Source organism: Pseudomonas sp. CC120222-01a, from assembly GCF_003097235.1.
Lineage (GTDB): Bacteria > Pseudomonadota > Gammaproteobacteria > Pseudomonadales > Pseudomonadaceae > Aquipseudomonas.
The window spans coordinates 18,548-30,262 of the sequence record NZ_QEQQ01000031.1 but is presented as its reverse complement, the minus strand read 5'-3'; the positions used below and the strand labels follow the sequence as shown (position 1 = coordinate 30,262).

Sequence of the window (11,715 nt, the reverse complement as noted above, 5' to 3'; positions counted from 1 at the left end):
ATATGTACTACGTACCGGTGGCGCCCGAGTTCGTCATCTCATGCCTTCTTGCAGCTGAGAGCAGCCCAGGCCCCGAGGCCATTCACCGAGTGATGCTCGGGACATGGCACGGCGCCTGCGCTTTTTACACAACGACAAAGTGGAATACGTGTTGGCCTAAGGTTCAAGCCGGCGCTGCTGGTAGATCCAGTCAACAATCTCCCCCTCAGGGGCGTAACCAATCACGGTTTCACGCAACAACTGGCGGACCCGCACAAAGTCATCGTGCGAGGCTGCATCCAACAACTGCGTCAACGCGTCCTTGAGTGCATCCCACTGGATGAAGTCTTCGTTGGCACTCATGATCATCGGATGCCGGGTGGGAATCACGTTGTCTCCTATCAGGAGCTCTTCATACAGCTTTTCTCCCGGCCGCAAACCGGTGAACTCGATGGCGATGTCGCCCATTGGGTTACGTTCGGAACGTACGCTGAAACCTGACAGGTGAATCATCTTTTCGGCGAGTTCCACGATGCGTACCGGCTCGCCCATGTCCAGTACGAATACATCCCCGCCTTTACCCATCGAACCCGCCTGGATGACCAGCTGCGCAGCTTCAGGAATGGTCATGAAGTAGCGGGTAATCTTAGGATGGGTGACTGTGAGAGGGCCACCAGACTTCAGCTGCTTGTGGAACAGCGGAATCACCGAACCTGACGAGCCCAGCACGTTGCCAAAGCGGACCATGGTGAAACGGGTCTTGTTGACCTGAGAAACGTTCCCGACATCACCGAACAGTACAGGCGCCAGCTCTCGACTGAGTGCCTGCAGGGTCATCTCGGCGAGGCGCTTGGTGCTGCCCATCACGTTGGTCGGCCGCACGGCCTTGTCGGTGGAGATAAGTACGAAGTTGGACACGCCAGCCTGCAAGGCAGCCTGGGCGGTGTGCAAGGTACCAATTACATTGTTGAGCAAACCTTCAGCAATGTTGTGCTCGACCATCGGCACATGCTTATAAGCCGCAGCGTGATAAACCGTATCGACGTGCCAGGTCTTCATGATGTCCAGCAGCTGGGCCTGGTTTCTCACTGACCCGAGAATCGGGATCAGGCGAATGGTCAGGGACTCACGAGCAATACGCTGCTCCAGCTCCGAAAGGATGCTGTACAGGTTGAACTCACTGTGGTCGAACAACAGCAAGGTGCGTGGCGCCTGGCCGAGTATTTGCCGACACAGTTCCGAACCGATCGAGCCCCCTGCCCCCGTCACCAGTACTGTCTGATCCACAATGCAACGCTGCAACAGGTCAGGCTGTGCAGGGACTGCATCGCGGCCAAGCAGATCGGCAATATCGACTTCGCGAATATCATCGACCTTGACCCTGCCACTGGCCAGATCCATGAATCCGGGGATCGTCCGTACATGTAGCGGGAAGCCTTCAAGGAAATTGAGGATCTCCCGGCGACGCGTGCGAGTGGACGATGGAATTGCCAGCAGAATTTCTTGAGCGCCCGTTACGTCGATCAGCCGCTGCAGCTGATCCGGGTGATACACCTGCAGGCCGGCAATCACGCGGTCGGTCAGGCTAGCGTCATCATCAATGAAGGCTACCGGACGCATGACTTTATCCATGCGCAATGCGGCCACCAACTGATTCCCTGCCGCACCAGCGCCATAAACAGCGACTTTAGGCAGGCCATCGTCACGGCTAGCGAACGGCACGTGCTGCACCGCTGCGGTGAACCAGTCGCCAAGAAAATACTGGCGCATGGCCAAGCGCAGACCACCAACCATGATCAGGCTTAACCACCAGTAGTTGAAGGTAATCGAGCGCGGTACCACATTCTGATGGTTGCTCGACCAATAAATGATGAAACCGAGAATCAGGGCCGAGAGCGTGACCGATTTGATGATTGCAATCAGCGCGTCGTTACCGAAGTAGCGCATCACGGCGCGATAGAGGCCAAAACGAATGAACAGTGGGATCGCGACCAGGGGAGCGCTGATAAACAGCCAGGAGTGATCGATGATCGGATTGGCCATCTCGTCGATACCCAAGCGCACGGCGAAAGCCAGCCACAAGGCAAACCATATCAGCACGATATCAGTCATGACCTGCAACAGCCTTTTATGCCGCCGAGGCAGAGCAAGCAGTTTTATACGCACCTTATCCATAATTCCTCTGAAGGCTTCCACGTTACCTAAGCGAATCGCTGTAACGAAAACTAGCGCTGAACTTCCAGCTCACCTGCGCGATATCGAACAGCCAAGATGAGCAAAGGCACATAGGCAATGAGTACACCTAAAACACCATCCAGGCCAAACTGAACCACGCATATGGCAACCGGCAGCAACCAGCCAAGGTTGAGCGCAGCAACTGCCAGTGTGACCGGCAAATGCTTGCCATACTTGCGTGAAGCGAACTGATAGGCATGACTACGGTGAGCTTCATACACCTTGTCTCCACGAAGCAAGCGTCTGACCAGCGTATAGGTAGCGTCCACGATGAACACCCCGAGCAGTATCAGCCAACACCAGAACAATGGAGGTGATGCCCAGGCCGCATGCAACGATAGCCCCCCCAAAACGATCCCGATGAAGCCGCTACCGGCATCACCCATGAAAATTTTGGCGGGAGGGAAGTTCCAGAACAGGAAACCACCAACCGCAGCAGCCATGAGCAAAGGCAGGATGGCCGCCCCGCTCAACCCTGAAAGCCAATACAGTAGTGCCGCACTCAAGCACGCGCAGATCGCCTCGACACTGGCGATGCCGTCGATACCGTCCATGAAATTGTAGAGATTGAGCAACCAAACCAGATAGACAGCTGCGAAAATGCCGCCAAGCCAGCCCAGATCCAGCGTCCAACCGAACAATGACAAAGGTGCAAGTCCGCCCATCCAGACAAGGATCCAAGCGGCGGCAGCAAAATGCCCTAGCAGCCGCCACCGCGCGGCAATATGACCGTGATCGTCCATGAAGCCGATTATTGCAATCAAGCTTCCGCCACCACCAAGCGCTACCAGAGTACTCGTGTGCTCGACGCCAGTCATCATGAGGGCTACAAGCGCTAACAAGAACGAAATGACGATGGCGACCCCACCACCTCGTGGAGTGGGTACTGTATGTGAGCTGCGCGCATTGGGTATATCGATAACACTGCGGACAATAGCGTACCGTCGCAAAGCTGCCGTCATCAGCAATGACATTATCAATATGGCGGGAAGGGACCACAAAAGCATCATTTCTTGTTGGTTTCCTGGAAGTGCTTGGCAGCAGCCCGCATAGCAACGTCGACCGAAACCGGAGGTTGCCAAGCGAGCAATTCACGAGTCTTGCTGATGTCGACCTGCAGCGACCCACATAGACGTTGGGACAATGCGCCCTTGCCAAGGAGCGACGCGCCAGCGCGCAGCATCCAGGCCGGCACCGGTAACAGCCGCGCAGACTTGCCCAATGCCTGCGCCATGCGACATAACAGTGCTGTCGTGGACAAGTCCTCTCCATCACTGACCAGAAACGTCTGATTGGCAGCCGCAGGGTGCGTCACGCAGGTACCGACCAGGTCCACAAGATTATCCAAGGCAACCAGGCTACGACGGTTGTCAATCGCACCGAATGGCAAAGGTACACCCTTGTCGAGCCAGCGCATCATGGCCATAAAGTTCGCTTTCACACCAGGGCCGTAGACCAGTACCGGCCGGATGATGACAACCTCCAGGCCTGTCTGTGCAGCCAACTCACGCAGCCCCTGCTCGGCCTCCATTTTGGATACGCCATATGGGTCACCAGGTGCCGGAACATCATCCGCTCGATAAGGGTGCCCGGGTTCGGTTCCTTCGCCATTGACCTTGATTGAGCTTATGAATATGAACCGTCGTACCCCGGCGGCGACTGCTTGGCGCGCAAGATTGAGCGTGCCATCCACATTGACCTTGCGAAATGCAGCCAACGGATCAGATTCGCTATCGTTCATTACATGCACACGAGCCGCCGAGTGGATGACGACATCGATACCTGCAAGCGAGTCCTGCCAGCCATCATTGACGCTGAAATCACGACAAATCACAGCACGAGCCGAAGTAGGCAGTATCGCTGAGTCGCTACGCACTGAACACGTCAAGGATCCGCTGCCATCAAAAAGCAATCGCTGCGCTATCGCAGACCCGACAAAACCAGTCGCGCCTGTGAGGAAAACACTCCCTGTCATACCGTCCACTCAGTGTTTCCGCCACACGGTTCGATTGATGTAATCGGTGTAGCTCAGCACCACACGCACCACCTGATGGGACACTGGGCCGCCCTCGTAGTCTGGGACGACCGGAATCAAACGACACTCACCCTGGTGCTGAGAAGTGATCACCTTCACTGCAGCCAGCACGCTATCCGCTTTCAATCCACTCATGATCAAGGTGCCCTCATCCATTCCTTCAGGCCGTTCGTGGGCATTACGCAATGTAACAGCTGGCAGATTCAGCAACGAGGCTTCTTCAGTAATGGTACCGCTGTCGGAGAGAACACAGAACGCTGCCATCTGCAGACTTATATAGTCAAGCAAGCCGAAGGGCTTCACAAAACGGATAAGCGGATCTTCAAGACTTTCACCCAGACTCTCCAAGCGCTTACGAGTGCGGGGATGCGTAGAAACAATTACCGGATAGCCGTACTCACTTACCAGCGAGCGCAGCGTCGCCAATAGATCACGCAGATTTTCCGGACTGTCGACGTTTTCCTCGCGATGAGCGCTGACGATGAAGTACTTTCCTGCTTCTAGTCCGCTTCGTTCCAAGACATCAGAGCGCTTGATCTTTGGCATGTAGTGTTCGAGCACTTCATGCATGTGCGAGCCCGTCTTGATGATGGTTTCCGGACGGATGCCCTCGGCGATCAGGTAACGCCGAGCATGCTCGGTTAATACCATATTGATGTCGGACAAATGATCCAGGACCTTGCGGTTGAGTTCCTCAGGCACGCGTTGATCAAAACAACGATTCCCCGCTTCCATATGGAACACCGGAATCTTGCGTCGCTTGGCTGCGATCACTGCAAGACAGGTATTTGTATCGCCATAGAGCAGGAGCGCATCAGGCTTCTCAAGCTCGAACACCTCATCTGCCTTGGCAATAACTTCAGCAATGGTCTGCGCGGCAGTTTCCCCCGCAGCCCCCAGGAAGTGATCTGGCTTGCGGATTTCAAGATCGTCAAAGAAAACCTGATTTAACTCGTAGTCGTAGTTCTGCCCCGAATGGACCAGAACATGTTTGACTTGGCGATCGAGTTCGGCAATGACTCGGCTCATCTTGATAAGTTCCGGCCGGGTACCAACCAGAGTCATGACCTTAAGCATTGAGTTGCTCCTTGATGTAATCGAGCTTCAGGAGCAACTGCTTGACACCTTCTACATCCAAGCGATCAGTATTGTGAGAGGTATAGTCATCCAGTTCGGAGATTTTCTCCTCTCCCTCGACAAAATATTTTTTGTAGTTCAGGTCACGGTTATCGGCCGGTACTCGGTAATAACGCCCCATATCTTCTGCCTTCGCCATTTCTTCGCGCGATACCAGAGACTCGTAAAGCTTCTCTCCGTGCCGGGTTCCGATGACCCGCAACTTGCTTTCGGGAGAGAAGAGTTCGATGAGCGCCTGAGCCAGTACGCCTACGGTGGACGCCGGTGCCTTCTGTACGAAAAGATCGCCCTGCTGGCCATGCTCGAAGGCATGTAATACCAGGTCTACAGAGTCTTCCAACGACATGAGGAATCGCGTCATGTTGGGGTCCGTGAGTGTCAAGGGCTCGCCAGTACGCATCTGCTCGATGAACAACGGAATCACCGAACCGCGCGACGCCATGACATTGCCATAACGCGTAGCACAGATAACGGTTCCACCTGCTGGGATCATACGCGACTTAGCCACCATCAATTTCTCCGACATAGCCTTGGAAATCCCCATGGCATTGATCGGGTAAACAGCCTTGTCAGTAGACAATACGACTACACGTTGCACACCGCAGGCAACGGCGGCGTTAAGCACATTCTCAGTACCGAGAACGTTGGTACGCACCGCCTCCATCGGGTAGAACTCGCAAGAAGGAACCTGCTTGAGGGCTGCTGCGTGGAAAATGTAATCGACACCGACCATCGCCTGTGTGAGGCTGTCATAGTTACGAACATCGCCAATATAAAACTTGAGTTTTTCATTGGCGAACGCAATGCGCATGTCTTCCTGCTTCTTTTCATCGCGGCTAAAAATGCGAATTTCTCGAACATTTGTATCGAGAAAACGCTTCAGCACGGCATTGCCGAAGGAGCCGGTACCGCCAGTGATCATCAAGACTTTATTATCAAACATATTCGAATTTTCCAATTAACAAGAGCCATGCCACCGATACGCAATCAGTTCGAACACAGCAGCATCCAAGCAAAAAAAGACCGTTACCTAGCGTCCTTCCCACATGATTCGAACCAGCTCGGGCCAAGCCGGAGCCTGGTAACCCGTAGCTTCACGGAAAAGCGTACCGTCCAGCGAACGGTCGATTATCAAATTTTCATCTGGAGTAATGTGTATATCTTTCCCGTATTGGGCAGCTACCAGATTTAGCAGGTCCAGCTTTGAAATCGGCTGCGCTGCTACGTGGTACAACCCGCTCAGTGACGGCTGAGGTAATACATAATCTTTCATGACGCGAGCGAGCTCGACGGTCGGCAGGCCCGAAAAAATAGCTTTAGAGAAACCCTTCACCGTACCGTCTTGCGACAAGAACCAATCGACCAACGACTGATTGGAGTTCAGCTCATGGCCAATGATTGACGTACGCAATGTGATCGCATGCGGCTCGTCATGCAGTTCACCGATGTACTTCGACTTCCCGTACAGATCCTCTGCGTCCGAGGTATCGCTCTCCAAGTAATTGCCTTTGCGTCCAGAGAACACGCAGTCCGTACTGACTTGAATGAGCCGCGCATTGGCAAGCGAGCACAGCCGGGCAAGATGGTGAGGCAGCATGGAATTAATAGGCAATGCAGTCAGCGGGTCCTTAGCGTCGGCCAACTGTTTGATAAGCCCGACACAGTTGATCACGACGTCTGGCCGTACGCGGTCGAGCACCGCGATCAATGCCTGCAGATCAAGCACATCGACCCCGGTTAACAGCCGGCCATGGCTGCACTGCTTGAAGCTGTTCAGACCTGAAGCACTGCGCAGCGTCCCCCACACCTCATGGTTATCGTCGTTGTCGAAAACCCTGAATACCGCATTGCCCAGCATACCGGTCACGCCAAGAACTAAAACCCGCATAATTACTCCCGTCCACCGGACATCTTAAGCATTTTTACCAGAGACTCAACCTGATGACGCATGTCGAAATGAGCGTCGAAATAGGCTCGCCCATCACGCCCCATTCTCTCACGCTCATCCTTGCCGATTGACTTCATTCTTCGAATGGTTTGTGCCAAAGGCTCAGCCTGCTCGGCAGGCGTGCTCAAGCCAGCCCTAGCCTCGTCCACCACGCGCGCACCTTCACCATCCAAACAAGCGACAATAGGTCGACCCGCAGCCAGATAAGCCTGGACCTTGCTGGGAATCGTCTGCGTGAAGATTTCATCAGCATTGAGAGTAACAAGCAAAGCGCCTGCCCGCTCGAAAACCTGTGGCATCGTGTCCATGGGAAAACGACCTGGCAAAATCAAGTTGTCCAACCTATGAGCCGCTTTCTGTTCCTTCAACCAATTCAACCTGCTACCGCTTCCCACCATCACCAGGCGTATCTGCGGGTCATCGCGAAGCTGAATTGCTGCATCTACGACCGTGTCTAGCGCTTGGGCTGTGCCGAGATTACCAGCGAAGACAACACAAAAATGATCATCCAGCATCTGCAGCAACTCATCGGGCAGCTGGGCAGAAGGAGGAACCACAGTTGCATCGATGCTGTTGGGATACCAGACGATCTTGTCACGGCGCGCGTAGCGCGCGACGGGATCGAAAAATGCCTTGGATTGTACGAACAGTTTGTCACAGAAGGCGTAGATCCCTCTGACAAAGCACCCTGCCACTTTCAGTGCCAGCGGGCTCTTGATATAGCCAGTTGCTGCCAGGCTTTCAGGCCATAAATCCTGCACCCAAACCGTCAGCGGCGCACGCTTGACATACTTGAGAAAAATGGCCGGAATCACCTGCGTCAAAGGCGAAGGGGCAAATACGAAAATGGCATCAAACTTGCGTTTTCGCAACAGGAACGGGAAAGCAAACAAGCCAATGAAGGCAAACGATAGATAGTTAAGCGCGAGGTTCTTTGCACCACCCTGCCCCCGTGCCCACAGAGGCACCCGGAATACATCAACTTTTCCAAGGTAACGTTCATGTTGCACGCCTCGGAATTGGTAGCCCGAGAAAAATTTTCCCTCTGGATAATTCGGCTTTCCCGTCGCGACCACTACCTCATGGCCCTGCTCGTGCAACAGCCTGACAATATCATTGATGATAAATGACTCCGGCCAGAAGTACTGACTGAGTATCAACACCTTCAGCGGTCGGTCGTGCTGGCTATTTTGCATGTGCCACCAACTTGAAAATTTCTGCCCAAGTTGATTCCGACGTCTTAGCCCAATCAAATTTCTGACACTGGCTCGCTGCAGCATCAGCGAGCTGTTGAGAATAATTTCGATCCGACAGCACGGTGTTCATGACCCGACTGATATCATCAGCGTCGAACGGTGAAAAATATGCCGCCGCCTGAGCGCCGAATTCCGGCATGGGCATGACATTGGAGGATAGTACCGGCCGCCCTGCACCCAGCGCCTCCAGCATGATATTCGGGCAATTTTCACACGAGGAAGCGAACAACGCCAACTCTGCATGATGATAGTAGGATGGAAGCTCGGCGTATGGCACAGCCCCGAGAATGATTACTCGCCCCCCCAAATCCAAGTCATTGATAAGCTCATGCACGCGCTCCGCACCCGGCATGTCCGATTCCCCGATCAGAACCAAGTGATAACGCTCACGTAATTCCACCGGCAATTTGGCATAAGCGCTCACAACTTCATAGTGGTGCTTGTACACATCGAAACGGGACACATACAGCATGTAGGACTCTGTCGGCAAACGGCCTGGACGGGCCAATTGCTTATCAAAAGTCCTGAACGCTTCGCCAATACCGTGTGGAATGGTCACAGGATTTGGAATATTCGCGAGCTTTTCGATTACTCCACGTGCGAAATCTGAAATAAATATAGTGAGATCCGCTCGCGACATGCTGCGTAGCATTGTGTGGTACAGTAGCCAACTACGAATACGCTGCAGGCCAAATGGCAAATAGCTGAGTACACGCTTATCGAACGGAATCATGTTTCGAAACATGGTTACAACTTTGCATCCAGTCGGAGCCTGAGTGGCAACCACCCCCCCAGGACAAAACAGGACATCGGCCTTAACTTTACGCAGGTAACCAGGCAGCAAAAACTTTTCCCACACCGTACGTAAGATCGGGTTATTCAACGAATAACGGGGAGCATAACGACTGATCGCAGGATGCGACGGCAACTGCAGATCATCTGGTGCCAACACGAGAATGCTCAGGCCCTCGTCAAGCGGGATATGCTTGAGAAGGTTAATCAAATACGTCTGCCCGCCCCCCAACCTCGCAGAGAAGGCATTAATAACAATCTTCAATTGATTACTTCCTTGCTAACACCAATTGCCATGGTATGCCGAGAGGGCTGTATTTCCCTGAGCCAAGCCTGAAACATCAGCACATTCCAGATATTCACGCTTCGATCAAATTTGCCTAGCAAGTGCTCGTTCCACATCTTGCTGACCTTATTGCCATCCAGATAACCCTCACTGGCTAATCTCGACGGTTCGAGCAGATCTTCAGCCCACTCCCTGAGAGGACCACGCAACCACTCCCCAAGCGGAATTGAGAAGCCCGCTTTGGGCCTTTCGATCAGGTGCCTGGGCACATAGCGATCCAAGACCTTACGCAATGCCCACTTGCCGACGTTCTCACGCACCAAAAAACGTTCCGGAAGACAGAATGCCAACTCGGCAACGCGGTGATCCAGAAGTGGCGCCCTTGATTCAAGGCTCGAATGCATCGTCGCCCTATCCACTTTCACCAATAGATCGTCAGGCAAGTACTGATTGACATCCCAGCGCCTCATGGCAGCGATCCCACCATTATCCAACGTGGGAAAATCATCGAATCCGGTGCAGCGGCCGCCGATGACCAAATTTTCCTCAGGCTGCCAGTGGGACATCAGACGGATGTACATTTCCCCCAGGCTGCGAGACTTCATGAGGTGACCTAGGCGATTGACCCTACGCCCATTGACCGAACTCTGATATTGATCAGGTAGCATGCCAGTAACCTTGTCCCAAGCCGAGGCCGACGGCATTGTGAGCACAGAGGCAGCTATACGCCGCAGAGGCATGGGTACCTTTCTGACTTTGTTCCAAAGTGCAGCAGTGATCGGATATCGAGGATAGCCCGCGAACAGTTCATCGCCACCATCACCTGTCAACGCTACTGTCACATGCTCTCGCGTCAGCTTGGACACCAGCGTCGTGGGGATTTGCGAGGAATCAGCGAACGGCTCGTCGTAAATTTTAGGCAACGATGGAATCAGGGCAGCGGCGTCCAGTGCCTTGACGTACATCTCGGTGTGATCAGTGCCTAGGTGAACGGCTACGTCACGCGCATAAGGTGCCTCATTGAAGGCTTCTTCTTCGAAGCCGATAGTGAACGTGCGCACCCGACTCGAACTTTGGGCCTGCATCAATGAAACGACCAGACTCGAGTCGACACCGCCCGACAAAAATGCCCCCACCGGGACGTCAGAGAAGGACTGGAGCCCAACGGCTGTTGCGAGCCTATCATGTACCTGCGAAAGGACTTCATCGTCACTCGACTGCTCTAGCGCAGCTCGCGCCTCACTGGCAACATGGTCATCCAGCCGCCAAAATGCTCGAGACTCCCCTGTCAATCCCTGCGCCGAAACTTCAATCAGGTGACCGGGCTCCAGCTTGAAAACGTTCTGATAGATCGAATAGGGTGCTGGAATGTAGCCAAATCGCATATATTCGGCGAGCACGTTGCGATCAATCTCGAGTTGCTGGGCACACTGAGTTCTGATCGCCTTCAATTCCGACGCAAAATAGAACTCGTTGTTGACACGCCCATAATAGAGAGGTTTTTCACCAATCCGGTCTCTCGCCAATGTCAACAGCTGGGTCTGTCTATCCCATACGGCGATCGCGAACATACCGACGGCGCGCTGGAGCGCGCCTTCGATCCCCCACAATTCGAAGGCTGCCAACAATACTTCCGTGTCCGAATGACCACGCCAATCAACGCAACTTCCCGCGGAAACAATATCTTTGCGCAAGGCAGCGAAATTGTAGATCTCACCATTGAAAATGATGACGTACCGCCCGCTACTCGAGTGCATTGGCTGGTGACCGTGGACTGACAGATCAACAATCGCCAGCCGCCTGTGGCCGAGCGCAAGACCCATCGACGCATCAATCCAGGTTCCTTGATCATCGGGCCCTCGATGGAAGAGCGGCGTAAGCATATTCTCTACGCGCTCAGTCAGATTCTCTGTGTATGGTGATATCAATCCCGCGAAACCACACATGATATTTACGACCTCTCAGATTCCTGCTGCAATGGCCCCGCATGCGGGGCCATTGCTTACATTTAGTACTACAGCCGCGCGCCTGAGACCCTCAGGTGCAC

General features: G+C 53.8%; 9 protein-coding genes. All 9 read right to left on the bottom strand.

The genetic code is table 11. The annotated features are described in order from the left end of the window. Positions 1-156: 156 nt before the first annotated feature. Complete coding sequence (locus N430_RS26520) at positions 157-2,154, bottom strand: nucleoside-diphosphate sugar epimerase/dehydratase (protein WP_110639722.1); 1,998 nt, start codon at positions 2,152-2,154, stop codon at positions 157-159. A gap of 50 nt (positions 2,155-2,204) precedes the next feature. Beyond that, positions 2,205-3,224: a glycosyltransferase family 4 protein gene (locus tag N430_RS26515; RefSeq protein WP_110639723.1), complete on the bottom strand. Its 1,020-nt coding sequence runs from the start codon at positions 3,222-3,224 to the stop codon at positions 2,205-2,207. Next, positions 3,221-4,189 (bottom strand): SDR family oxidoreductase, encoded by a 969-nt coding sequence (locus N430_RS26510; RefSeq protein WP_110639724.1) that lies wholly within the window; start codon positions 4,187-4,189, stop codon positions 3,221-3,223. Before N430_RS26510 ends, N430_RS26515 begins: the two co-directional genes overlap by 4 nt. Positions 4,190-4,198: 9 nt before the next feature. Beyond that, positions 4,199-5,326 carry a non-hydrolyzing UDP-N-acetylglucosamine 2-epimerase gene (wecB, locus tag N430_RS26505; protein ID WP_110639725.1) on the bottom strand — a complete coding sequence of 376 codons (1,128 nt, stop codon included), beginning with the start codon at positions 5,324-5,326 and terminating at the stop codon, positions 4,199-4,201. Beyond that, the gene (locus N430_RS26500) at positions 5,319-6,329 is read right to left on the bottom strand and encodes a nucleoside-diphosphate sugar epimerase/dehydratase (protein ID WP_110639726.1); all 1,011 of its coding nucleotides are present in this window, start codon (positions 6,327-6,329) and stop codon (positions 5,319-5,321) included. The genes wecB and N430_RS26500 overlap by 8 nt, the downstream gene beginning before the upstream one ends. Before the next feature lie 87 nt (positions 6,330-6,416). Then, the gene (locus tag N430_RS26495) at positions 6,417-7,274 is read right to left on the bottom strand and encodes an SDR family oxidoreductase (protein WP_110639727.1); all 858 of its coding nucleotides are present in this window, start codon (positions 7,272-7,274) and stop codon (positions 6,417-6,419) included. A 2-nt stretch (positions 7,275-7,276) separates the two neighbouring features. Next, complete coding sequence (locus N430_RS26490) at positions 7,277-8,530, bottom strand: glycosyltransferase family 4 protein (RefSeq protein ID WP_371922802.1); 1,254 nt, start codon at positions 8,528-8,530, stop codon at positions 7,277-7,279. Beyond that, the gene (locus N430_RS26485; RefSeq protein WP_110639728.1) at positions 8,520-9,647 is read right to left on the bottom strand and encodes a glycosyltransferase family 1 protein; all 1,128 of its coding nucleotides are present in this window, start codon (positions 9,645-9,647) and stop codon (positions 8,520-8,522) included. The genes N430_RS26490 and N430_RS26485 overlap by 11 nt, the downstream gene beginning before the upstream one ends. After that, complete coding sequence (gene asnB / locus N430_RS26480) at positions 9,644-11,614, bottom strand: asparagine synthase (glutamine-hydrolyzing) (RefSeq protein WP_110639729.1); 1,971 nt, start codon at positions 11,612-11,614, stop codon at positions 9,644-9,646. Before asnB ends, N430_RS26485 begins: the two co-directional genes overlap by 4 nt. Between the last annotated feature and the right edge of the window lie 101 nt (positions 11,615-11,715).

What these genes read in the sequence shown, in the direction of transcription:
- N430_RS26510 (WP_110639724.1), bottom strand. Translation starts at nt 4,189, where the DNA reads ATGACAGGGAGTGTTTTCCTCACAGGCGCGACTGGTTTTGTCGGGTCT.
- N430_RS26495 (WP_110639727.1), bottom strand. Translation starts at nt 7,274, where the DNA reads ATGCGGGTTTTAGTTCTTGGCGTGACCGGTATGCTGGGCAATGCGGTA.
- N430_RS26490 (WP_371922802.1), bottom strand. Translation starts at nt 8,530, where the DNA reads ATGCAAAATAGCCAGCACGACCGACCGCTGAAGGTGTTGATACTCAGT.
- wecB (WP_110639725.1), bottom strand. Translation starts at nt 5,326, where the DNA reads ATGCTTAAGGTCATGACTCTGGTTGGTACCCGGCCGGAACTTATCAAG.
- N430_RS26515 (WP_110639723.1), bottom strand. Translation starts at nt 3,224, where the DNA reads ATGATGCTTTTGTGGTCCCTTCCCGCCATATTGATAATGTCATTGCTG.
- asnB (WP_110639729.1), bottom strand. Translation starts at nt 11,614, where the DNA reads ATGTGTGGTTTCGCGGGATTGATATCACCATACACAGAGAATCTGACT.
- N430_RS26520 (WP_110639722.1), bottom strand. Translation starts at nt 2,154, where the DNA reads ATGGATAAGGTGCGTATAAAACTGCTTGCTCTGCCTCGGCGGCATAAA.
- N430_RS26500 (WP_110639726.1), bottom strand. Translation starts at nt 6,329, where the DNA reads ATGTTTGATAATAAAGTCTTGATGATCACTGGCGGTACCGGCTCCTTC.